A 24,012-nucleotide genomic window follows, 5' to 3' on the forward strand; every position below is an offset into this window, starting at 1 on the left:
TATCGGCGGATAAATCGGCATAAAGGAATACCTTGTGAAGCCAGAAAATCCCTAAAAATTAAATCCAAAATTAAACCCCGGTTGAATAAAGTAGTTCGGCCATTTTTTTTCTACTAATTTAAAAGATTCTGGAACATTAGTTCTTAAAGGCCAATAACTACATCCAATAGCTGGTTGAAAAAAAATACGGTTTTTAAAAAACTTAAATTGGTAACCCAAATAGAAGTCCAGATATAATGTGTATCCATTTCCAATTTTTTTATTATCCTCATCCATATATTTTTCAAAAGCATTCAAGGCATGAACAGATGTATAAACTCCATTCCACCAAAAATGCTGGTATGCTAATGTAGGTGCAAGTATGCGTGCATGTCCAGGATAGTTTAGTCCCGGGGCATCAAATGATGGTCCCAAAGGGATACCTATGGGCCAAGTATAAATGGATCTTTTAAACTCAAAAGCAACTACATCTTTAGGTGTTATTCTATAACCAACATTTAATTGAACATACTCAGGGTTATTTGTTTTATCAAAATTGCCTAAAAGATAGAGAGTACTTCCTATAAACCACTTTCTTGAAATACTATCTTGTTTGGAATTTTGTGCTTTCAGTTGTATTGAGTTTGCCATTATAAAGGTCAAAGCGAACAAAAAAAATATCTTTTGCATATCAAATTGTGTTAAAGGATACTAAAAATTAAATCCGAAATGCAGCCCTGGTTCAGGGGTCCATTTTGGCCACTTGTCATCTTTTTCTTTAAAACCATCAGGCATTTTAGTGAAATAAGGACGGCCAGCAATACCGACAGATGGTTCAATAAAAAAACTATCCTTAAAGAGTTTAACATGATAACCTACTCGATATGTGTTGAATATTATAAAACCATCACCAACTTTATTACCGTTTTCATTCTTAAATGTTTGCCACATAGGTGCTACGTGTGCTGCTGCGTAAAGTCCTTTCCAAAAATATCTTTGGTAAGCTATACCAAAACCATATTCTCTTATATTACCGGGATATTTCTCTTCAGGTGTACCGTAGGCCTTATTATAAAAAGGGTTAATGCCAAGTGGCCAGGAATGTTGCCAAGTTATTAGTTCAAGAGATATTACATCTTTTCCTGTGATGCGATAGCCAAGATTGAGTTGAGCGAAGTTGGGAGGGTCTACCTTATCTAAATTACCTAATATAAACATAGTGCTACCAAGAAACCACCTTTTGTAGGTACTGTCTTGTTTGGCATATTGTGCATTCACTTTTAAACAGCTTGCCAACACCATAACAATTCCAATCCATAGAATTTTCTTTTGCATATCTTTTTTATTGTTAAATGATACAGCAAAATTAGATGGGCTATAGAGGCAAAAAGTTCTCTTAAGATAAGAAACGATTTACTCTTTGTTTTTTTTCATGATTCTTGCTCTTAATCTACTAAGCGATTGTGGTATTATGCCTAAATAACTCGCTAGTTGTTGTTGTGGCACACGCTGAATAAGGTCCGGTCTTTTCTGCATTAAATTCTGGTATCGTTGTTCAGGAGAAGAGATTTTGAACTCGTCAAAATTGATTTGTTCTTTGGCTAACATTTCTTCCGAAAACTTTCTACACATTATTTCAAATTTGGGAAATTTAGTATTGATATCAACTCCCAAATCTGGGTTTGCAACCGTTAGTATCGTGTCTTCTACACAACTTATAAAATATTCAGACGGAGCACCATTTTTTACACAATGGGGTGTAACAGATTCCATTTCTGTAAAAAAGGCTGTAGTTTTTTCTTCACCATTTATGATGTAATATTTCCGTAAACATCCTTTTATAATGAAATATTCAACCTTAGATTTCTGACCTTCTTTGAGTAAAATAGTCCCCTTCTTAACACTTCGGAAAATGTCAAAAGAAAGAATTGCGTTCTTCTCTTCTTCTGTTAGAGAAATGTATTTTGATATAAAATCAAAGAGTATGTCTTGCATTATTTTATTATCGACTGTTACACTTGGCACCAAGATTGGCATAGACGAAAGTTCAGCGTCTATTTCGTCATTGTCTGGGAGGCTTAAAGCTGCTATGAATCAGTAATGTCAATCAAAAATATAGAATAACTTTTCGTAAAGGATTATTTCTCCAAAACTATTTTCACACCCGCTCTTTGAGGTCTTTTGACCTCGATTAATGTTCCTCGGTCTACAGACTGATTGTAATATATCTTGTTCCCATATAGAATCTATTGTTTATTCTAAAGTTTAGCATGAGAGTTAGGACGTGTAGCGGTCTGAAGACCGATGACTGAATTCCACGAGGTCAAAAAGACCTCGCGGATCGGGGAGGTTATGTCCGTCTTTTTCTCTTTGATTGCTTAAATAATTTGACGCACAGAACAATTGCTTTTGCAACGATTCGAAGCACTCGGATTCCCGAAAATTAAGTTTTTCGTACTGATCTAAGGAATGCGAGGTGTTAGTTCCTAAGTGCTTTGTCAGGTGTTCCAAGTTCCGATGTGCAATACCGTTCCTGATGTTAGCCAGTCGCTTAGCAAAACTTCCATCCCCTTCTGTCCAAATTCCCATTTGAACATAATAGGGAGACAAATCTTTGAGTGTTTTCCGATCTAACAACTGCCCAACGATTTCTTTATGATTCTTTATCTTCATGTTTTTGCAAAAAAAGCGAATTGCTGCGACTTCTACCAAACTATGCATTTCGATATATGACGAAGGTAATTGTCCAACAATTGCGAGCTCGGCAGCACGGCTGAAATAGGTGTCTGTCAACATTGTTGCGGCTGTACGAAAGCTATGATTTGTAGGATATATTTTATTTATTTCATCATGAATTTTCGTCGCGGATTTCGTTGATTTTTTTGCTCTGTCAAGAGCTTTTTGTTCTAGCAATCTAATAGATTGCTGAAGGTAAGTTTCTCTCATGGAGTGATGTTTAATTTTGGAGTGGAATATAACGATTGTGTATCCGAATAGAAAAGTTTAGAGACTATTCTAATACATAGTTTGTAAGTCCTTTATGGTAGGTTTACCGCCGAATATGTAACTATCTGGTACCGCCAGCATTTATTTTCCCTCCAGCGGTGTCTCCGTTAGGGACTCTGCTAAGTAGTAATGCCTCTTTTTCTCCGCTTTTAACAGTCATATGTAAAATTTAATATTACAGAATGTATTTGAATTAAATGATTCTATCGACTATTTAAATATGTTTGCTATGTCGTGGAATTGCAGAGTCCCTAACGGAGACCTTTGGACTTAAAGAACTCTGCAATTGGAAAATGTTGGTCATAAGCCATAATTTAGTTTTTGTGCTTTTCAACATATTCTTTTAGTCCTACAAAAAACATTTTTATCTGTTTGTCGGAAGTTCGTTTGCCGACTAAAGCATCTAAAAGTATACCAATAACTCCAAATTTCATTGTGTAGTCCATTACTTGACTTACTTCGGTCGTATTTCCGTTTTTGACCAAAGTGTAACTGTGTTGAAGTCTTTTCATTGGTTGGTTACAATCGGTTAATTGAAAAGATAATTTCTCATAAGGTTGCCAAACCGTAATTTTGTCCTTAAACCAACCTGTGGTTGTTTCACAATGTCGTTCAGCACCTAAACCGCTTGTTAAAGATGAAATTAATTTCGACTTTTTCACGATTGGGTCGAATTGGTCAAGTTTCGCTGGGTCAGCCAACGCATTCCAAACTTGCTCTGGACTTGCGTTGATGACTATTTTGTTATGTATTATTGCCATTGTGAATGTTTATTTCATTTCTTTTCTAAATTCCTCTGCATCATAATAGACCTTGATATTTTGGATTTTTCCGTCTTTTATTTCGTACCATTCGTTCATATCCAATTGGATTGTTTTGCCTGATGGCATTGCCACATCAATTAATACTTGTGTAATTACGAAGTTTCCCGATTCTAAGACTTGTTTCAATTCGTTGCCTCTAATCAATGGCATAAAGCCTTCGTTGAGTTTTGCGAACGCATATAAACCTTTTACTGCGTCAACAGGTCCTGTAAATGTTACGTTTTTAGATACTGCATCTTTCCAAGAATCTGTTCCTGACATCAAGCCTTGTCCGAAGGCTTGAAATACTTGCATTGGTGATTTTTCCATTGTTTTTGTTTTAAAGACTGCAAATTTAACTTGTAAATCCGAAGTGAAGTTGCAAATTAACTTTGAAAAACCAAGTTAAATGAAAATATTTTTTATCTTTACCTTATGAAAGTACGCTCACATTGTCCTATAAATTTTACGTTGGAACACTTTGGCGATAAGTGGTCTTTGTTGATATTAAGAGATTTAATGTTCAAGGAAAAAAGGCACTATAACGAGTTCTTGGAATCCGATGAAAAAGTTTCCACAAGCGTCCTTGGCGATAGGCTGAAAATGTTGGAAGAAAACGAAATCATTACGAAAGGCGAGGATGATGTAAAAAGGTCACGTTTTAAATACAGTCTTACGGAAAAAGGAATTAAAATGCTCCCTGTTTTAGTCGAAATGATTATTTGGGGTGGATTTTATGACGACAAAACGGAAGCGGGAAAAGTATTTTTGGCTCAAGCAACTAAAAATCGGGATTACCTTATTTCCCAAATCCGAGAGAAATTGGAAAACGAACATTTGTCAAATTAAAAACTTTGTTTGTAGTTCAGATGTTTCTACAGCATTACCTACAAGGTTAGTGAATCCGAACAAAAGGTGCAGATACTATTCTTAAATCCATACTAATCTAGGTCATTTTTAATGGATGTCAAATGTTTTGTGGGTAGGCCTCAGGAAATGCCATTTGATGTCAAGCCAGAGGCTTTATAAGGCCTAACCTAAGCTACAAGCTTAAGAGAGCGGTCTTTTCTCTTGTGTTTTTTCAAACATACCTTTCGATAAGCCGATTCCAAGAATTGTTCCTGTATTGGAAAGGTAATTTTAGTAGTACTTGAAACTATATCCAGCTCTATACGGAATATTAAAGATATTTTGATATCTGTCCAGATTCATTTCTTTAATAGCTAAGTCGCTAGGTTAACTATAATAAGACTTGGAAGAAACCTAATCGTAAATAGTCCAAAATCTGTCATAATATCTTGCTGCTTTTTCGGTCATTTTTTCAAGATGTATTTATCTCTAATTTTCAAAAAGGCCCTGTCCTTCATCCATTTTTAAGTATGTACGCTAGATTAGAGTTTTTTGTTGACCAGCCTTTTAGGTTTCGATGAAGAGTTAATTACAATTTCGAAAGGAATGACACCAATAACCAACCCTTCTTCTGTAACAACTTCAACTTTCCACAACCCTTGTTTTACATTTTTTTTAAAAGTAAAACCACGATAACCAGAGTCTCTTCCTCCAGTGATATTATAACCTATGTCATCAGTAATCTCCCATTCAGAAGTATAATCGTTATACCATTTCCAACGATGAAGAATCGATTTTTTTATATCCGTTGGAGCAAATATTGATGTAAAAACATAAACTTTTTCACCAGGAGTGTAAGCAAATTTTAATTTATATTCCCTCCAAAATATTTCGGAATCACCTCTTTCATAAGTGACGATATAGTCATTATTTTCTTGTTTAATATTGTATGCAACAATGCCTTTATCTAAAGCAAGGGGAACAGGGGGAATTAGGTTAAAAAAATAAAAGATATTTATGATAGTGTATATTGATAACATCATTCCAATAATTTTCACTTTATTAATTTCTGAACGTGTGTTAGGACTTTTAGAATAAATTATAGCTATTAATGTTAGTGTCAAAAGCAAACTAACTAGTCCAGAAAAAATGAAAATATCTGTGTTCATTTCTTTGATGAAAACAGGAATCATAAAAGTGAAAAAAGTGAAGTTTAAAAAGAAATAGACGCTAAATTGTAAATACTTGTTTGATATTCTTTTTTTTAGAAATTCATTGGCGAAAAGTAGAACAATTAGAATAATGAAGAATGAGATTGTTTTAGATAAAGAAACACTTCTTGAGAAATAAATTACATATGCACTAGAAAGTCCACCAAAGAAAAACTGAATTGCTAAAGGAAAATATTCTTCATATCGCTGAAGAATGGTGTTTTTCCACTTGCCATCAAAAGCCAAATTATAAAGATAAAGTGTCACGGTTAACGAGGTCATATGCAAGCACAAAACGATGAGGTCGTACAATCTGTCTATACGTCCAAGAGTCAATGTGTCGAAAATGAAGCCGCCGATAAAAAATATGAGAGGTGCATATTTTTTATGTTTTCGTATGAAAGTTCGAAACTTGTTATTTCCAAACTTGTCTAATGTCTGTTTCATATAGGTGTCAACAAGTTGGTTAAAATAAAAATCTAGACTAAAGTAAAAGCTAAATTGGAATAATTAAAGGCCAGTATTTTAAAATGTGATTCATAAAACTTGTTCTGTTTTCGTATTTCTTGGTCTAAGGGATAACAAACAATTTAAAGCCTGATATGGAACGAACAAGGAATTTAAGAACAAGTTTATGAACATTGGGTCCTATTCAGTCATATGATTTTGTCATTGTTTTGCTGTATTGAAGCTAAAAAAATACCATTGCTCAATGGTTCGGACTACGATTTGTGTATGTGCTGTATTCCGAAGGGTAAGGCATATACACCGTATGTGTGGTAGTATTTCTGGCTTCATGTTAATTGTTTTTTATTTGACTTATAAGATATTTAAGAATGTTGCCAAGCTTATTCTTTACTTTCCACTACATAATCCAACACCAAATTGCAAAAGGTAACGACACCTAATTTAAATGCAGAATCATCAAGGATAAATTCAGGGGTATGATGTGGTCCCGCCATATTAGGGTCTTTGCCTTTCGTCATTCCTCCTAAGCGAAAGAACAATCCAGGTACTTTTTGAGCATAAAATGAAAAATCTTCCGCACCAGTATTAGCGGGTACAAGCAATACGTTTTCCATTCCTGCTGATTTTTGCAAAGAAGGTAACATGACATTTGTAAGTGCGATATTATTATACGTAACGGGATAATGGACTTTGTAAGGCAACTCGACTAATGCAGTTGCTCCTGCAGCTTCGGCCGTTTTTTCTGCGATTTGTTTAATACGGCTGTAAATCAAGGTTTCATCTTCATTAGTGAATGCCCTCACATCACCAAGAATTTCTACTTGGGCAGGAATAATATTGGAACGGTTGCCTCCATTAATAGCTCCAATTGTTAAAACAGCTGCATTTTCGGTAATATTCACATTTCTGCTTACAATTTGTTGAAGACTAACAACGATTTGAGACGCAACAAGAATTGGATCAACTGAAAACCATGGTTTAGACCCATGACCTGGCTTGCCTTTTACAGTAATTTTAAAATCACCTGCCCCTGCAAAATATCCACCTGGGCGATAGGATATATTGCCAGCCTCTAATTTTGAATCCATATGCAATCCAAAAATCACATCTACTTTAGGATTTTCAAGTACACCCTCTTTTACCATTAAATATGCCCCGCCTTCTTCACCAATCGGTGCTCCTTCTTCTGCGGGTTGAAAAATAAATTTAACGGTGCCTTTTATGTCTTTTCTCATACCTGCTAATATTTCAGCAACGCCCATCAATATTGCCACATGTGCGTCGTGCCCACATGCATGCATCACACTGGTTTCTTTACCATTATAATTGGTTTTTACTTTAGAGGCAAAGGGCAAATCATTTATTTCTTCTACTGGCAAAGCATCCATATCCGCTCTTAAGGCTATAACAGGTCCTGGTTTGTCTCCTTTTAAAATGCCCACTACACCAGTAATGCCTACTTTGGTTTTTACTTCAATACCCAATGATTGCAAATGATTCGCGATGAGTTCGGCAGTACGAAACTCTCTGTTTCCCAATTCAGGATGTTGATGAATATCATGCCGCCAAGCAATTACTTTTTGCTCAATTTTGTCTGCACTTTTTACTATCATTTCGCTGTAATTGCTTTCTTGTGCCAATAACTGATAAGAAAATACATTAATCAGTGCGAAAAATATTAGTGTTGTTTGTTTCATTTTGCTCTAAGTGATTTGTTTAAATAATTTATTGACCTGAACTTATGTCTTATTACCACTAACGTTTTCGGAGTTTGCGTTCGGGCGTGTTTCGGAGCACAAAGTTTCAATTTATTACTAAAGTTCATTAGAAACACAAAGTTCCAAGTTTGCACGTCAGCCCGCCTGACGCAATACCCGTGTTATGGCCAGTTTGTCTTATGTCAAAAAGGTTGTCCCAGGTTTTTTTTGAATATTAAACAGAACGCTTCGTCAGCTTTTCCATATAGTTTTTCGTATCCGTCCAAGTTGTCGATGTATTCATTTAGTTGTTGATTTGTCAATGTTGTTATCAACTGCAAGTCTGAAATTTTAAACGGAAATTGACTGTTGTTTGGATTAGGTGTATGCAAGAATAAAGCATCACTATAACTGTCAAAGTCGAGTAGAATTGAATAGAGTTGAAAGTCGGTTTTCAATTCTTTCGTCTTGTCCACGAGTAAATCAAAGTGTCTAAACAACTTGTCTAAGTGTGGTTTTCGTCTTTTAAAACTGCCGTTACCATAGCCTTTCCAGTCAAAGTGTAGATGCCAATTGTCAAACCAATTTTCGGGATTGTCAAAGTCAAGCCAAGTTGCTTTGTCTAGGTCGTTTTCTGTCGCAAGATTTTTATAATATCGTTTTAGTCCTCTATGTTTTCTGATTCCATTCATTTCTTATGACTATCGTCTTAAAATTGGTTTACAACGATTGTGTATCCGAACAAAAGGTACAGACACTATTCTTAAATCCAAACTAATCTAGGCCATTTTTAATGGATGTCAAGTGTTTTGTGGGTAGGCTACAGGAAATGCCATTTGATGTCAAGATAGAGATTTTATAAGGCCTCTCCTAAGCAACAAGCTTAGGAGAGCGGTCTAATCGTGTTTTTCAGCTACTTGATTAGTTATATTAGATTTTGAAACTTAAATTGTAAACACTTTTTCACATAACTTAATTACTGATGATTAGAACAATTCCTTCGAATAATATTATACTCTTTTCCTTGATTTTTTTCTCTACTACTATCTGGGCCATTGATGTTTCTGAAAACATTATGGGTCTTCTATTTTATGCTCTGGTACTTTTAGTTTTTCTTGGTTTATTTGCCTATTTCAGAGAACCTAATATGGCGTTTTTGAAGGTTGAAGAAGGTGTGCTTAAGGTGAGGTATCTGTTTCGAAGGAGAAGAAATAGAGATTTTAGTTTATATAAGATAGAAAATCATGTTATGTTAGATCGTTATGTAGATGGCGAATTGGTGGGTACTTTCCCCAGTGCTTCAGATTATCTGAATCATAGATGGTATTTTACACCTGATAAGTTTTTGTTAAGACTGCAATATGAAGGGAAGTCTGAAGAGATAGAATTTAATACCAATGTTATTGGTTTCAACTATTTTATGGTTGCTTTTGTAAAGAAACTTCATTCCATAAATACAGACAAATTGAATACCGTTACTGCTAACTTTAATACCTCAGAAGTCGCTTTCAGTTGGCTTTCGGTTCTAGGTAGATATTTTATTGATTAGATTAAAATACCCAAAAACGTGCTCGCTTTATGGCATATTATAATTTTTCAACAGCATTTCAATTTCAGCTTAATACTTTACGGTCTTTTTAAGGATATCAGGAAGTTTTGGCTAGCAGAAGTATATTATTCAGGCTCTGATTCATTGTTTTCTCCATAAAACTTATTGAATATCAAGCAAGCCGTAAGGTCTCCCGTTACATTGACTGCCGTTCTAAACATGCCTAAAATGCGGTCAATACCTATAATAACAATTAGGCCATCAACAGGGATTCCTGCAGTTTGTAAGACGGAAGCAAGAATAATAACGCCACCTCCTGGGATGGCAGGGGTTCCGATAGATGCGGCTACAACAGTGAAAGTGATTAACAGTAAGCTCGGTACCGACAATTCAATGCCATAAGCCTGTGCCATAAATAATGTGGTCACACATTGAAACAAGGCGGTTCCATCCATATTAATGGTGGCTCCGATCGGGATAACGAAATCACTGATATTAGAAGAGACGCCTAACTTTTCATCTGCTGTTTTCATAGATAGTGGCATAACGGCCGCTGAACTGGCAGTAGAAAATGCCAATAGTTGTGGTTCTTTCACCGCTCTTAAAAACTTGAATGGATTTGTTTTGGCCACTGCCGAAACCAACATCAAGTAAAACATGATTAATAGGAGGAGGCCTAGAATAACTACAAGCATATAGTAGCCTAAGCCGAGGAATATCTCAACACCTGTTCTGGACAACAAAGCTGCTATTAAGCCAAAAACAGCATAAGGCACCAACATCATGGCCCATGATACCACAATCATACATATTTTCTGAATGGCTTCTGAAAATCGAATAAGAGGTCTGGCTGTTTCTGTGTGAAGTTGGGTAATGGCCACTCCGATGATAATGGTGAAAATGACAACACCTAGCATTTCTCCCATTAAAATGGACTCCAGCGGATTATTGGGGATGAGGTTTGATATAGCACTTGGGATGTTCTCAATAAGGTTGGTTTCCTTATTGGGGACGATTTGATTTTCGCTACTATTTGGAAATCCACCCAGGTTAAAAATATACTGACCAGGTTTCAAAATAAGCGTTACCGCTACGCCTATGGAGATGGCGATGGCTGTAGTAAAAACGAAATAAAGCAAAAGTCGAAGACCAAACGATTTAAGATTTTCAGAGGTGTTACTCACAATTCCCGTAAGGATGGATGTGAATATCAATGGAATCATGATCATTTGAACCAATCGCATGAAAATTTGACCCGGTAGGTCAAGCCAATCGGCGAGCGGTAAACTAATGCCTTCCGAAATGAGACCAGTAGAAGGGTTTAGTAGTAACCCAAGTCCTGCTCCCAAAACAAGTCCAATAATTACTTTAAGCCATAAACGGCCATGTATAAGACGTTCTAAATGGACGGTTAAATTGTTGAGAGGTCGAAATTCTATCATGGTGTTTCTTAATGTTTGTAATGTTTTTGGACTCCACAGAAGTCTAGCTCTACAGCATTAACCGAGCTCAATTTGATCTCCTAGTGTTAATTACGATGTTTTTAGACTTAATACTAGATAATTTCGAGAAATCATATCCCATTGGGTTAAGGACTGAAAATCAGATTTGCGAAGTCTTAAAAAACTAGAAGGTTTTGTGTCTTTCGACCCTAAACCGTAAAATCGAATTCTTTGGGTCGTTTTGGAAAGCCTTTTTAAGGTTTTTAACTTTAAATTATAAAACTTAATGACTATGAATGGATACATTAAAGGAAAAACATTTTCACTGTGGCGTCACTTGGTACTTTTTCTGGTATTATTGGTGTCAACATCATGCGAGGAGCTTTTTGAAGACACCGACCTTAATCCTACCTACTTTATTGAATGTAAAATAGAAGGACAAACTTTTAGGGCTCAAACGAATAATAATGCTTGGTTAAGCTGGTACAGTTCCCCATTAAAAGGAGAACTGTCGGTTAGTGGAACCATTAATTCAGAAGATAAAATCTTCAATTTCAACTCCTTTGCCAGTCTTGGGGCTAGCAAAGTGCCCGTAGGAACCAACGTTAATTCATATCTTACGGATATCAACTATTTTCTTGGCGATAAGGATTATGCGGCTCTTGAAACTGGTGGAGATGGTTATGTAGACTTCCATATTTTGACTGCAACAGACGCCGAGGGTACTTTTGAGGCCATACTTGTTAATAGAGATGATCTTACAGATATTCTGGAAGTAACCGATGGTAAATTCAAAGTCAAAACGCGATAGGCCCTTATTAAAGGAAGGGAAGAAATAAGCTTTAAATAAGATGTCTGTAAGGCTGTTCTTATTCCAGTCCCTTCTTTTCAGGATTCCAAAAAGGCTTGTTTTTTATTTGTTTGGTTTCCCAGTTAAGTTCTTTTTTGAAATAAGTGTTTAATGCTACACATAACCTGCTGTCTCCAGCGAGGTAAACCATTTTTTGTCCGGTCATTCTAGGAATACTTTCTTTTACTTTAGCAATGATATCCTCGTAGGGATTTTGAGGTATTTCATAAAAGTCAAATGGCGACTTTCCATCTACATCAGGGAAATAATCGGCTTTGCTCTGGCTATATAAAATGCCTTGCACATTCTTGTCTTCCGGAAGATTCCTATGAATCATATATAGGTGGGAGAGTGCAGATAAATCGCCAATCATCAGATAACTGTCTGCCGTTTCATCGACTAAGAAATTACCTTTCTTCCACTTATAGTGTACTTTGTCGCCTATTTTACAGTCTGATACCCATTTAGAGCCTAGGCCATGACTATGTGTAGCTATGGCAAGATCCATGTACTGTTCTTTCCGGTTAATATCCCAGACGGAGTAACTTCTTACTTTATCTTTTAACGGAACATCTTCCTGACCAATTCCAACGCCCAAGCGTAAAAAATATCCGGGTGTAAACTCGGCTTTGGAGATGGTTTCACTACTTAATCGAATTTTATAAACGGTTTCAGACAGTTTTGTTTTCTCTGTAATGGTGGCTTCATCTAGAACCACTTTTTTTAATATATTTTCTATAATTCCCATGCTGTTTGAAGGCTAATCTTTGACTTTTATATGATTGCTTTCATTTTCTTAAGCGTTTTTAAATTCTTTAATAATTTCTAAAGGAGCTTTATGTGGTCTTCCAGTTGCTTTTTCAAAGTCGGAAGGAACATCATTAGCTCCACCTTTTATGCCTTCATAAATTCCGGCAATCACAGTTCCGATAAAGTCTCCTAATGCTGCTTTTCTTTCTGTTAGGTAGGATGCTACAGAAATAGAATTAAAAACAAGATTGGTGGCGTAAACTTGATTGATGTATGCAGTAAGTTCACTTTGGGTAATTCCTTCACCTACTAAATTATAGGTACTTCCATTGTGTTTTTCTTCTAAAAGGATTTTGGCATAAGCATAGCCTAGTTCTCCTCGGCTGGTGTATGTACATTTTCCATCCGCTGCACAGTTTCTGATTTCGCCCTCTTTTTGGTACGTGTCAATGTATTCTAAATCAGGCTCTATGTAGATACCATTTCTGCCAATAACCCATGCTAAACCCGAGTCTTTAACGTCGCTTTCGGTTTGTCTGTTGGTTTGAACAATCGGGCTGAAAGCATTGTTTTCTTCCGCTCCAATGATGCTGGTATAAACAATTTTCTTAACACCGTTTTGTTTGGCGGCTTCAATAACATTCCTGTGCTGCTGGATTCTTTTTTGAGGGTCATCCATGCCAGATACCAATAGAACGGCGTCTATACCGGCTAAAGCTTTGTTAAATTGTTCACGGTTGTTATAGTCGCCCGCTCTGACTTCTATACCCAGATGTTTTGCTCTTTCTGGTGTACGGGCTATTCCTATGACATTGTCTTTTCCTATTTCGGCTATCAGTTGTTTTACGATTGCCGAGCCCAACTGTCCGCTGGCTGATGTTACTGCTACTTTCATATTAAATTGTTTTCTTAGAATGCTTCATCATATTGAACAGCGACATAAATAGTTTTACGTTTTTTTAACTTGCTTTCGCATGTTGGGTGATTTACTATTTGACTCATAACCCGTTTTATTCTTTAGAAAATCTCCTGATTATTTTACAAAGTTATGAAGAGCCCATACCCTGGCAAAGGTAAATTCTGTTGTAAAAATGGTAAATGTGGAACCAGTAAACTTAAATGCTCGATTTATAGTCTTTAGGAGTTAGTCCGGTGTGTTTTTTAAAGAACTTAGTGAAGTTGGTTACTTCGTCAAAACCTAATTGATAAGCTATCTCTTTTAGGCTGCTGTTGGAGCTAAGAATAGCCCTCTTTATTTCCAAAATTACATATTGGTCAATGAAATTTTTGGCCGTATTTAAGGTGACACTTTGAATAATGGTATTCAAATGTTTGGTGGAAATGGACAAAAAGTTGGCATAGTCTTTCACATTTCTAGTTTCTGTGATCTTCTTTTCAACTAAGGTTTTAAATTGAGAAAACAGGGTATGGTATTTCTGGTTAGGTGTTTCAGGTTTTGACTGATGTGCGATTCGCTCTAACCTTAATAAATACAGCTCAAGTAATTTAGCCGATATATTCTTTTGAGCGTAAGAGTTTTCGCCAGAAAGTTCTTTTCGAAGCTCCTCAATAAAAGATGCGTTAAATGAACTTTGCTCTACAATGGGGGCGGAAATGTGATAGTTATAAAGCTGCGATATGAAGTCAATGGAAGATTTTGAAAAGTACTTTAAAACAAACTCTTCTGTAAAGGCAATAAGATACCCATCATAGCTTAAGTTTTCTTGAAAAGCATGCACTTGGCCTTTGGCAATCTTCAATACGTTGCCTTTTGTAATCTGATATTTTTTCAGGTCAATTTGATGACTTCCTGCACCTTCTGTAATTACCATGAGGGCAAAAAAATCTAGGCGATGAGGCTTTTTAGGGTTGTGAGTAGGATTTTCATCTATTCTTGAGAATAAATCCTTAACGTTCAGAAATTCAATATCTGTTGCATTTTCGGCACTTTGGAAGGCTATTTTTGGAATTTCGTTCAAGGATGGAAATGGGTTATTGATCCATAGCTAAGTTAGCAATATCTGGCTGATTTATTGATCAGAACTTAAGAGGTTTTAACTTGGAGTTCTTTTAGATAAATCTTCCAATTCTGCTGATTTATAAAACCCAAAACCCCAAGGATTTTTTCACGAATGTAATCTGTTCATGCTATTTAGAAATTGGTTTTTGCATTTAACACACTATGTAAATCTGGTTTAAATGTCTGATTTATTGCTCTTTAAAACTCATTACGATTCTCCAATAGATTAACCGGGTTTAACCTGAATGATGTTTCAGGAAACAACCAAATCATATAATTGTCTGGCAATGACTTGATAGATAGGAGTGTCAAAAATGCTCACTTCAATACATTGCTCTATGATGACAAAAGTCCCTACATATTTAAGGGTAGGGTGTATGTAACCATTTTTCATTTTATCCCATATCCAAGCAATAAGTATGAGGCTATCGGCGAGCACTAATGCAAACCATATTTCAGGTCTGGGAACGGAAGGGAAATAGTGCCTGAAACGAAACCATGCTGGCCATAAAACTACGATTGTTGCCAATAGCATAAATCGCTTATGATATTCAGGTCTGTTCCGGTTGATGAGTCCAAATAAGACAAGACCAAAAAATAATATCCCAGAAGTAACGACACCCAACAAGCCAGAGTAAGCTGTGTTACCAAAACCTTGCGACAACTCCCGATGAACTACGAAAACACCTGCAGGCACCATGGTAATGGTAACTCCTGCGGCAATAAAAAGTCCGGTAATTCCAAGGTATTGGTGTAAGCGATAATTTTTGTAATGGATTAAACTAGTTTGGACCACAAATAGAATTATCCAAGCGAATGCAAAGGCACCATGAATGTGAATACTTACAGGGGCGTTAAAGCTTCCATGAGCAATGGGTATAAAAAATGTTTTAGCGAACCCAGCTAGAGCAGCAAAAAGTCCTATCAGAGCCATTATGAGAAAAAAAGAAGGCTTCTTTTTAGAGGAAACTGTTTTCATATCTAAAGAGTGAATTTGTGTAAAAATTAACAAAAAACGGATATTATCTGACCACTTGGTATCCTGAAGGTTAATTTCCAGTGTGTCATAAATGCTATTTGCCTAAACTCAGATAGTGTTTTCGGAGGTCTGAGGCTAACTTCTCTACGGCAGACCTCAAGACGGTTCTTGGCATAGTAGCCGCAAATTCGTCCAAAAAATTCTTTAATCTTTCTTCGTCTCTTTTCCCTGCTTCTCTAAGCCAACTGCCTACGGCTGTTTGTACGAAATGTTCTGTATCGTTTACTAATAGGCTAGCAATCTTGAAGGTGTCTTCAATTTCATTTTTTCTGATAAAAAAGTAGGTACTTACTATGGCCGTTCTCCTTTCCATGGGATGGACGGATTTAGCTAAGTCATATAAGGCTTTTTTATCCTTGCCGTCCAAAAAACCTCCTACCACATAGGGTGCAGCCCTATCTACCATTCCCCAGTCATCAATCCACTTATGGTTATCGATATATGCATGGTAAACAGCCTCTTTCTCTTCTTGAGTCGTCTTCTTATTTCGAGCTTTCCAATCTAAAATAGAAACGGCACCAAGTCGGTGATCGTAATTTTTGTTTTGAAGTAATTTCACCACTTCTAGCACGGGCATAAATTGAAATTCTTTAGCTAAAGAAAATAGCTCTCTTTTAGGAATACCTCCAGCATATTCTTGGCTAACGATATTTAAAGTTTCAATAAATTCCTCAGCTGACATTCATTTATTGGATTTGAATTTCTACTTTATTTCTTAATAGGGTTTAAAATGGTCTATTTTTAACGAAGTGAAAGTGTGAAAATATCCTCATTAAAGGCTTATATAAAACCAATAATTACCATTCGAAACGCTTGGTATTTGAATCAAATAATACGCAAGCTTTCTACATGATAAATATCGTTAAATTTCTGAAAATGAGAAAGCTGATACATCAATTATGATATAGCAAATGAGAATATTTGTTTACCTATCGAAGCGAACTCCATTTACGCTAAACCTACATGATATATAGATTACAGTGGCTTGCTAAAGCCTTAGTTTTTTTGCGTTTTATAGCCATAAAAACCTACCACTGCTAAGCATATTAAGGGAAGTATAAAAGAAAACTTTATTTCGGGTAAAAAGCCCAGTACATGTACATCGGAAAAACCACTGCCACCCCAGTCTAAGATGCTACCTTGCAATACCGGCAATAATGCTCCACCCACGATAGCCATGACCAAACCTGCCGAGCCAATTTTGGCTTCGTCACCCATATCTTTTAAGGCAATGCCGTAGATGGTTGGAAACATAATCGACATAAAAATAGAAACGGCTACCAAGGATATCAAACCTATCATGCCAGGGAGTAGGATAGCTCCAGCAGCACAAAGCACTCCTCCAATTCCGAAATACATCAGCAGTTTTGATGGATTTATACTTTTCATCAATGCGGTACCAATCCATCTACCAGATAGGAATAAGATCATGGCCGTAATGTTATAGTAAGTGGCGGTGAGTTGAAGGCCTAAACTTTCGTTTAAAAAATCTACATATTGAAAGATGTAGGTCCAGCACATGATTTGAGCCCCTACATAAAATGCTTGGGTAAGCACTCCAAATAAATAGTTTTTATTTGCGAATAGCTTTTTAAAGGAATCCGACAGGTTTATCTTATCATCCTCGTCGGTTTTTGGCATTTTGGTAAAGATAATAATGGCCATAATGACTAAGACTAAAATTCCTAAACCGATATATGGAATACTGATTATTCCTAGGTCGTTTTCTCTAATTGCGGCCAATTCATCAGAGCTTAAAGCATTATAAGCTTCTTTGGTGTAATCGTCGGAGCGAAGAGCGTTGATGACAAAAACTTGTGCAATAATCATCCCAGTGAGTGAACCCACGGGATTAAAAGCCTGGGCCAAATTAAGTCGCTGTGTAGCGGTTTCTTTATCACCCAAGGCTAATATGAGAGGATTAGAAGTCGTTTCTAAGAAAGCTAAGCCACAAGTGATGACCCAAAGAGAAATAAGGAAATAGCTAAATTCTTCTTTGGCAGCAGCAGGGTAAAATAGAAATGCACCAATAGCATATAAACTTAGACCGACTATAATTCCAGATTTATAGGAGTACTTTCTGATGAACATAGCGGCAGGAAGTGCCATGAAAAAATAACCAAAATAAAAGGCAAACTGTACCAGCGAAGCCTGCACGTTGCTTAACTCCGGCATTACCTTTTTAAATGCTGAAACCATGGGGTTGGTTAAATCATTGGCGATTCCCCAGAGTGCGAATAAAGACGTAATAATTATAAATGAAAACAATAATTCTTTACGGACTACAGGTATGTTTTTTAGCTTGTTCATAGGGTTTTTATAGGGTTTATAAGGATCTATCTAAATGCACGTAACCGCCATCGACATAAATCAACTGGCCAGTGGTATGGCTAGACTTGCTCGATAATAGAAATGCCACGGTGTCCCCAATTTCTTCTGCGGTGGTCATTCTATTCTCAAAGGGTATGTTTTTAGTTATGGCCGCTAGTTTTTCCTCTTTATCTGGAAAAGTATTAATCCATTTTTCATATAAGGGCGTGTAACATTCCGCCACAATTAAAGCGTTCACTCTTATGCCAAATGGTAATAATTCTACCGCCCATTCTCTGGTCAAAGCATTGCGTCCTCCGTTTGATGCGGCATAGCCAGAGGTGCCTCCTTGGCCTGTATCTGCCGTTTTTGAGCCTATGTTAAGGATAGCACCTTTACTTTTTTTAAGGGCAGGCAGAGCATACTGTGCCATAAGATAATAATGCACCAAGTTGCTTTTTAGCGAATTTATAAAGCCGTCGTAAGTGCCACTTTCTAGCCCTACGCCATCATTTACGCCCGCGTTATTTACCAGGCCATCTATGCGGTCATATTTTTCTAAAACGGCATCCACGGCACTTTTACATTGTGATGGGTCGGATAGTTCGGCTATGGTGTAGAAAACTTCATGGCCTTGAGATTTGAAATCCTCTAAGAGGCTTTCTACGCTTGCTTTATTTCTGGTTACTATAACTGGTATGGCTTCTTCTCTCAATAATGATGCTACAATGCCAAGTCCGATGCCCTTGGATCCACCTGTTACTATGATTACTTTATCCTTTAGTTTTAAATCCATTACGGAGTTTTTTGAATTACCCATTGCTTTCTTTTTCAAGAGAGCAATGGGATAATAAGGGTTTTATTCTTGGTAGTTTTTGCACACCTGACTAGAAACTCCTAGGCCATCTATGCCCAGTTCCATCACATCTCCTTCTTTTAAATATAGTGGTGGGTTGAGGCCTAAACCTACGCCAAAGGGTGTTCCAGTGGAGATGATGTCTCCAGGTAATAATGTCATGAATTGGCTGATATGACTCACCACATGTTGCACATTAAAAATGAAATCAGAGGTAGAGCTGTTTTGCATCATCTCTCCATTTAATTTTAACCATAGATTTAAATTATTGGGGTCTTTAATTTCATCTTTTGTAGCTATAAATGGACCTACAGGAGCGAAAGTGTCACAGCCTTTACCTTTGCACCATTGTCCAGAACGCTCTATCTGAAAAGCACGCTCGCTTACATCATTATGTAATACATAACCCGCTATATGATCGAATGCGTCAGCTTCTTTTACATAGGTAGCTTTTTTACCAATAACGATGGCTAACTCAACCTCCCAATCTGTCTTTGTACTTCCTTTTGGGATAGTCACGGTGTCATTTGGTCCCACTAAAGCGGTGGTAGATTTAAAGAATAGCACAGGCTCTTTTGGAATGTCCATACCTGCTTCTGCGGCATGTTGAGCGTAATTTAAGCCTACACATACTATTTTGGAGGGTCTAGTTAAGGGTACACCTAATCTTACTTTGTCCTCGATTTCAGGGCAAGTATCCTGATTTTTGGCCAACCAAGTTGTTAACTTTTCTATACCTTTATTTCCAAAGAAATCTTCGTTATAGTCGGAGCCAAAAGCCGATACGTCTATTTTTTTTCCGCTTTCCAATTGTACGCCAGGCTGCTCTTTTCCTATTTCTCCAAATCTTATTAATTTCATCTTCGTTGTTTTTTAATTGCCATTTAATTTTATGAACCCACCATCTATGGCGTAGTCGGTGCCTGTTATAAACTGGGCTTCGTCAGAGCATATAAACAGTGCTAAGTCTGCTATCTCCTGTGGTTTTCCCATTCTTCCGATAGGCTGAGTTTTAGATAATTTTTCAAACATTTCGGCCTCTTTTCCAGGATAGTTTTTATTTATAAAACCGTCCACAAAAGCGGTATGCACTCTGGCAGGTGAAATGCAATTACAACGGATACCATCAGCGATATAGTCTTTAGCTATGGAATAAGTCATGGTCAAAACCGCCCCCTTGGTCATGGAATAAGCGAAGCGGTTGTTAATTCCGACTGATGAGGCAATGGACGCGATGTTTAAAATTACCCCGCTTTGATTTGTTTTGAATGTGGGTATACATGCCTTCACGCAATTATAAACCCCCTTGATATTGACATTATAAAGTCTGTCTAAATCCGCTGTTTCCACAGCCTCTATATTTCCTATATGAGCTATTCCAGCATTATTCACCAAGATATCAATTCCGCTATTTTGGGCTATAGACTGAATGATACTTTCTACGTTTGTTTGGTCTGATACATCACATTGGTGTGCCTTTGCTTTTTCACCAAAACCTTCTATTTCTTTTACGGTTTCTAAAGCAGAATCTAAATTGAAATCCAATATATGTACTTCAGCACCTTGCATGGCAAAAGTGGAGGATATAGCTCTACCTATGCCACTTCCTCCGCCCGTTACTATGGCTACTTTGTTTTTTAAACTAAATTTTGTCATTTTATTTTTAACCTATTTCTGGTTTATTTCACGATCTTTTACAAAGACATTCCACGTTTCCACGGAATGAAGTCATCTTGTTTTAGTTGTCTTGCTTTGGTTTGTTTTCCGCTAGCTACCGCGATAATATAATCTAATAATAGCTCGCCAGTTTCCGCGATATTGGCACTTCCTTCAATGATAGCCCCCGTATTAAAATCGATGATATCATTCATTTTTTGGAACAGTTTGGTATTTGAAGATACCTTAACTACTGGCGTTATCGGGTTTCCAGTAGGTGTACCTAGACCCGTAGTGAACAAGATGATATTACATCCAGAGCCCGCTAAACCTGTGGTAGATTCTACGTCATTGCCGGGCGTACATAAGAGGTTAAGTCCCGAACTTACAACTTGTTCGGTATAGTCTAAAACATCCTCCACGGGAGAAGAGCCTCCTTTTTTAGCTGCCCCTGCAGATTTTATGGCATCTGTTATGAGGCCGTCTTTTATGTTTCCAGGAGAAGGATTGGCATAAAAACCTGAACCTAAAGCATCGGCTTTCTCATTATAAGTGGTCATAATGGTAGAAAACTTATGAGCCTTTTCCTTGCTGCTGCACCTGTTGATCAGCTCTTGCTCTACCCCGTTTAATTCTGGAAATTCGGATAAAACTGTGGCACCGCCTAGGCCTACGATTAAATCAGATACATAACCTAAAGTAGGGTTTGCAGAAATACCAGAAAAACCATCTGAACCACCACATTCTAAGCCTATGACTAATTTAGATAGGGGAGCCGGTTTTCTGGTGAGGGTATTGGCTTCCATTAAACCCACAAATGTTTTTTTAACGGCCTCAGCCAATAGTTCTTTTTCCGATGTGCTTTGCTGTTGCTCTAAAACGTAAACAGGTTTTTTACAATCAAACTTTGACAAAGCCTCTTGTAAAATGCTAGATTGGGCATGCTGGCATCCTAAACTTAAAACGGTGGCTCCAGCCACGTTGGGGTTATTGATATAGCCTGCCAACAGATGACAAAGGGTAACAGCATCTGAGGTGGCTCCACCACAGCCACCGTCATGCGTTAAAAACTTTATGCCATCCACATTTGGGAATGTTGGATTTTTGGTATTGTCGTTTGCTTCAATAATGATATCGGTATTTAAAATGCTTTCGGCAGTCACTCCTGACTTGTAGGCGTTGATTAAAGCCGCTACATCAAAACCGAGGTGTTGTTTTTTACCGTAACCGAGTTGCTCAATTAAGGCCTGTTTCAGTACTTCTACGTTTCTATTTTGACAAAATACCAGCGGAATAATCAGCCAATTGTTTTCTGTACCTACCTTACCGTCGGCCCTATGATAGCCATTGAATGTTTTATGTGTGAATTTGGTAGCATCTGGAGCAAGCCATTTTTCATTTCTCCCTCGATCCTGAACCTCATATTTCTCGGTATCATGTATAAGGTTTGATGTGCTAATCAAATCCCCTTTTTTGATAGCTATTTTTGCCTTGCCCACTAACACACCATACATATATACAGGGTCACCAGCTTTTAAGGATGCTGTAACAAACTTGTGCTTTGCGGGTATATTACTTTGCAGTGTATACGTTTTGGTATCAAATACAAGCTCCGTTCCTTGGCTTAAATCAGTTAAGGCCACTAATACATTATCTTTTTCATGTATTTGTAATACTTTTTTCGGGCTGCTCATTAAATTTTAAATAATAGGGTTGATTTTTTACCTTTCTATTCCGAACTGTTTGCGATTAAACAGTTTGGTGAGTAGAAAAAGCTCTTTGTTACGATTTCTTGAATTTCTTTAGTCTTAACAAAGCTTCCATAAAATAATAGTCTGCATAAATGATAGGCATATCTATTTCAGAGTTGTGAGGATAATGACCTGTGGAGTGTAGCAGTAAAGCTTGGTTTGTGTCTCCACTTAGATAATCTTTAGTAGATAATTTGTCGATGTAGCTCACCGCAGCCTTGTAATACTTTTCTTTAAGCAATGGATCTTTCACGAGTCCAGATAGCTCCAACATACCGCATGCTGCCACGGCTGCTGCTGAGGCATCTTTTGGTGCATTAGGTATAGCAGGATCGTCAAAATCCCAGAAAGGAATGCCATCTTCTGGAAGACGCTTCATATAGTGTTCTGTTAATTTTATGGCTGTGTTTAAAAACGCTTCATCTCCCGTTTCTCTGTAAGCCACAGAGAATCCATAAATACCCCAAGTTTGCCCTCTTGCCCACATAGACTCTGTGGCATAACCTTGATGTGTATACCCTCTTAAAAATTTTCCTGTTTTTTGGTCAAAAGAACCTACATGGTAAAGTGCATTATCTGCACGAACTAGGTGATTCATTGTTTTTTCTGCATGACTTTTAGCTATATCATATAGGTTTTGCCCACCACCGTTTTTTGACGCCCAAAAAAGCAATTCCAGATTCATCATATTATCTACAATGGTATTGTATTGGAATTTATCCATTTGGCTCGGCCAAGACAGAATAGTACCTACTTTAGGGTTGTATAAGGTGGCCAGATTATTAGCTGCGGCAAGTAAAACTACTTTATAGTCCTCATTTCCTGTCAACCTATAGGCATTACCGTAACTGCTGTTTACCATAAATCCTACGTCATGATTCTCTGCTTTGTTATATGCAATCTCTTTAAGAGGTTCTGTGAATCGCTCGGCATCTTTTTTTATTTCTTCGTCGCCAGAAGCTTCGTATGCATACCACAGAACACCTGGCCAAAAGCCACTGCACCAGTCTTTAACGTCTACAAGATCCCAATTTGTTTTTCCTTCTTTTATATTCCTAGGGAAGCTATCCACTTTAACTAAAGCACTTGCAGTAATTTTAGTTTTTTGTGCTAAGTCATCCAATACTTTATTTCTTTCTATTTCTTCAGCCGAATGGTCTGCTTGTGCCTCTTCTAATGTGGCATTACATGCTAGTAGTGAAAAAATAGCTAGCCACGACATGGCCTTTAGGATATTCATTTAATTAAAATTAAGTTATAAATAATTATAAAAAAGTAGCATTTACTTGAAATACAATTTTAGAGATTATGAGAAGCACTAAGGATAAATTATGAGCCAAAAGCTATAACATATTACTCTTTATGCAGCGTATGGGCAGGATTTGCATCCTCATCTCGCTCTATTTATAGAAATAGCACCCACTTTTTAGGAATTTGCCTACTCGGAAAGTAAGTTCAAAGAGATTAGCTAAAGGTGGGGGCAGATGATGATAGACATGCACAGAATATAGTAGGCATCTTTTAGTCGCTTCAATTTGGTCTTTGAATATAGGTGTGCAAATGACCTGAGTTAATAGGTAGTAGGTTTTTCCACAGTTTATTAAGGCTTTAGAAACCTATATTTTACCATGAATAATGTAGTTCACAATAGCGAATTCTTAATCGGATAAATTTGTAGATGGATTTTCAATGCTTCAAAACCAATATAGGAATTCGAATGGGTCTGAAGGATATGATCTGCCTCATATTCTTTGGTATTTTTTTAATAATTCAAGG

Annotated in this window: 24 protein-coding genes; 3 read left to right on the forward strand and 21 right to left on the reverse strand. The window is 37.0% G+C overall.

What is annotated here, in order from left to right:
* Positions 1 to 51 precede the first annotated feature (51 nt).
* The 6 genes from ACSBFT_RS02405 to ACSBFT_RS02430 form a co-directional block, all read right to left on the reverse strand.
* On the reverse strand, positions 52 to 669 hold the full coding sequence (locus ACSBFT_RS02405) for a hypothetical protein (RefSeq protein ID WP_489603245.1): 618 nt from the start codon (positions 667 to 669) through the stop codon (positions 52 to 54).
* A 21-nt stretch (positions 670 to 690) separates the two neighbouring features.
* Positions 691 to 1,314 (reverse strand): hypothetical protein, encoded by a 624-nt coding sequence (locus tag ACSBFT_RS02410; RefSeq protein ID WP_489603247.1) that lies wholly within the window; start codon positions 1,312 to 1,314, stop codon positions 691 to 693.
* A gap of 78 nt (positions 1,315 to 1,392) precedes the next feature.
* The gene (locus ACSBFT_RS02415; RefSeq protein WP_489603248.1) at positions 1,393 to 1,974 is read right to left on the reverse strand and encodes a Crp/Fnr family transcriptional regulator; all 582 of its coding nucleotides are present in this window, start codon (positions 1,972 to 1,974) and stop codon (positions 1,393 to 1,395) included.
* Positions 1,975 to 2,256: 282 nt separating this feature from the next.
* The gene (locus tag ACSBFT_RS02420; protein ID WP_489603249.1) at positions 2,257 to 2,925 is read right to left on the reverse strand and encodes a hypothetical protein; all 669 of its coding nucleotides are present in this window, start codon (positions 2,923 to 2,925) and stop codon (positions 2,257 to 2,259) included.
* A 374-nt stretch (positions 2,926 to 3,299) separates the two neighbouring features.
* Positions 3,300 to 3,746, reverse strand: coding sequence for an SRPBCC family protein (locus tag ACSBFT_RS02425; protein WP_463049100.1), 447 nt, complete (start codon positions 3,744 to 3,746; stop codon positions 3,300 to 3,302).
* Positions 3,747 to 3,755: 9 nt separating this feature from the next.
* Positions 3,756 to 4,118 carry a nuclear transport factor 2 family protein gene (locus ACSBFT_RS02430; protein ID WP_489603250.1) on the reverse strand — a complete coding sequence of 121 codons (363 nt, stop codon included), beginning with the start codon at positions 4,116 to 4,118 and terminating at the stop codon, positions 3,756 to 3,758.
* A 105-nt stretch (positions 4,119 to 4,223) separates the two neighbouring features.
* Between ACSBFT_RS02430 and ACSBFT_RS02435 the strand changes: the two genes are divergently transcribed.
* Entirely contained in the window at positions 4,224 to 4,637 is a 414-nt protein-coding gene (locus tag ACSBFT_RS02435; protein WP_463049098.1) for a winged helix-turn-helix transcriptional regulator, read from the forward strand.
* A 542-nt stretch (positions 4,638 to 5,179) separates the two neighbouring features.
* On the opposite strand, the gene ACSBFT_RS02440 is transcribed toward ACSBFT_RS02435, so the two are convergent.
* From ACSBFT_RS02440 to ACSBFT_RS02450, 3 genes are all read right to left on the reverse strand, one after another.
* On the reverse strand, positions 5,180 to 6,115 hold the full coding sequence (locus ACSBFT_RS02440) for a DUF2914 domain-containing protein (RefSeq protein ID WP_489603251.1): 936 nt from the start codon (positions 6,113 to 6,115) through the stop codon (positions 5,180 to 5,182).
* Positions 6,116 to 6,696: 581 nt separating this feature from the next.
* Positions 6,697 to 8,013, reverse strand: a complete 1,317-nt coding sequence (locus ACSBFT_RS02445) for an amidohydrolase (protein ID WP_489603253.1) — start codon at positions 8,011 to 8,013, stop codon at positions 6,697 to 6,699.
* 203 nt (positions 8,014 to 8,216) lie between these two features.
* Positions 8,217 to 8,705, reverse strand: coding sequence for a hypothetical protein (locus tag ACSBFT_RS02450; protein ID WP_463049095.1), 489 nt, complete (start codon positions 8,703 to 8,705; stop codon positions 8,217 to 8,219).
* Between the two features lie 290 nt (positions 8,706 to 8,995).
* On the opposite strand from ACSBFT_RS02450, the gene ACSBFT_RS02455 reads away from it, so the two are divergent.
* Positions 8,996 to 9,562 (forward strand): hypothetical protein, encoded by a 567-nt coding sequence (locus ACSBFT_RS02455; protein WP_489603255.1) that lies wholly within the window; start codon positions 8,996 to 8,998, stop codon positions 9,560 to 9,562.
* 125 nt (positions 9,563 to 9,687) lie between these two features.
* On the opposite strand, the gene ACSBFT_RS02460 is transcribed toward ACSBFT_RS02455, so the two are convergent.
* Complete coding sequence (locus ACSBFT_RS02460) at positions 9,688 to 11,004, reverse strand: dicarboxylate/amino acid:cation symporter (protein WP_463049093.1); 1,317 nt, start codon at positions 11,002 to 11,004, stop codon at positions 9,688 to 9,690.
* 292 nt (positions 11,005 to 11,296) lie between these two features.
* Between ACSBFT_RS02460 and ACSBFT_RS02465 the strand changes: the two genes are divergently transcribed.
* Positions 11,297 to 11,815 carry a hypothetical protein gene (locus tag ACSBFT_RS02465; RefSeq protein ID WP_489603257.1) on the forward strand — a complete coding sequence of 173 codons (519 nt, stop codon included), beginning with the start codon at positions 11,297 to 11,299 and terminating at the stop codon, positions 11,813 to 11,815.
* A 58-nt stretch (positions 11,816 to 11,873) separates the two neighbouring features.
* Here ACSBFT_RS02465 and ACSBFT_RS02470 read toward each other — a convergent pair whose 3' ends face one another.
* From ACSBFT_RS02470 to ACSBFT_RS02520, 11 genes are all read right to left on the reverse strand, one after another.
* On the reverse strand, positions 11,874 to 12,602 hold the full coding sequence (locus ACSBFT_RS02470) for an SIP domain-containing protein (RefSeq protein ID WP_489603259.1): 729 nt from the start codon (positions 12,600 to 12,602) through the stop codon (positions 11,874 to 11,876).
* Between the two features lie 48 nt (positions 12,603 to 12,650).
* Complete coding sequence (locus ACSBFT_RS02475) at positions 12,651 to 13,499, reverse strand: SDR family oxidoreductase (protein ID WP_489603261.1); 849 nt, start codon at positions 13,497 to 13,499, stop codon at positions 12,651 to 12,653.
* A gap of 220 nt (positions 13,500 to 13,719) precedes the next feature.
* Positions 13,720 to 14,583, reverse strand: coding sequence for an AraC family transcriptional regulator (locus tag ACSBFT_RS02480; RefSeq protein WP_489603263.1), 864 nt, complete (start codon positions 14,581 to 14,583; stop codon positions 13,720 to 13,722).
* Between the two features lie 294 nt (positions 14,584 to 14,877).
* Positions 14,878 to 15,603, reverse strand: coding sequence for a hypothetical protein (locus ACSBFT_RS02485; protein WP_489603264.1), 726 nt, complete (start codon positions 15,601 to 15,603; stop codon positions 14,878 to 14,880).
* 94 nt (positions 15,604 to 15,697) lie between these two features.
* The gene (locus tag ACSBFT_RS02490) at positions 15,698 to 16,345 is read right to left on the reverse strand and encodes a DNA alkylation repair protein (RefSeq protein WP_489603265.1); all 648 of its coding nucleotides are present in this window, start codon (positions 16,343 to 16,345) and stop codon (positions 15,698 to 15,700) included.
* A 314-nt stretch (positions 16,346 to 16,659) separates the two neighbouring features.
* Positions 16,660 to 17,973, reverse strand: coding sequence for an L-fucose:H+ symporter permease (gene fucP, locus ACSBFT_RS02495; RefSeq protein WP_489603267.1), 1,314 nt, complete (start codon positions 17,971 to 17,973; stop codon positions 16,660 to 16,662).
* 16 nt (positions 17,974 to 17,989) lie between these two features.
* Complete coding sequence (locus ACSBFT_RS02500; protein WP_489603269.1) at positions 17,990 to 18,769, reverse strand: L-fucose dehydrogenase; 780 nt, start codon at positions 18,767 to 18,769, stop codon at positions 17,990 to 17,992.
* Between the two features lie 63 nt (positions 18,770 to 18,832).
* Positions 18,833 to 19,690: a fumarylacetoacetate hydrolase family protein gene (locus tag ACSBFT_RS02505; RefSeq protein ID WP_489603271.1), complete on the reverse strand. Its 858-nt coding sequence runs from the start codon at positions 19,688 to 19,690 to the stop codon at positions 18,833 to 18,835.
* A 12-nt stretch (positions 19,691 to 19,702) separates the two neighbouring features.
* Positions 19,703 to 20,485 carry an SDR family NAD(P)-dependent oxidoreductase gene (locus tag ACSBFT_RS02510; protein ID WP_489603273.1) on the reverse strand — a complete coding sequence of 261 codons (783 nt, stop codon included), beginning with the start codon at positions 20,483 to 20,485 and terminating at the stop codon, positions 19,703 to 19,705.
* A 38-nt stretch (positions 20,486 to 20,523) separates the two neighbouring features.
* A complete protein-coding gene (locus ACSBFT_RS02515) occupies positions 20,524 to 22,179 on the reverse strand; it encodes a UxaA family hydrolase (protein ID WP_489603274.1) in 1,656 nt (551 codons plus the stop codon).
* A gap of 88 nt (positions 22,180 to 22,267) precedes the next feature.
* Positions 22,268 to 23,476 carry a glycoside hydrolase family 88 protein gene (locus tag ACSBFT_RS02520; RefSeq protein ID WP_489603275.1) on the reverse strand — a complete coding sequence of 403 codons (1,209 nt, stop codon included), beginning with the start codon at positions 23,474 to 23,476 and terminating at the stop codon, positions 22,268 to 22,270.
* Positions 23,477 to 24,012 lie beyond the last annotated feature (536 nt).

The sequence above is a fragment of the Arcticibacterium sp. SM2516 genome (assembly GCF_057914865.1).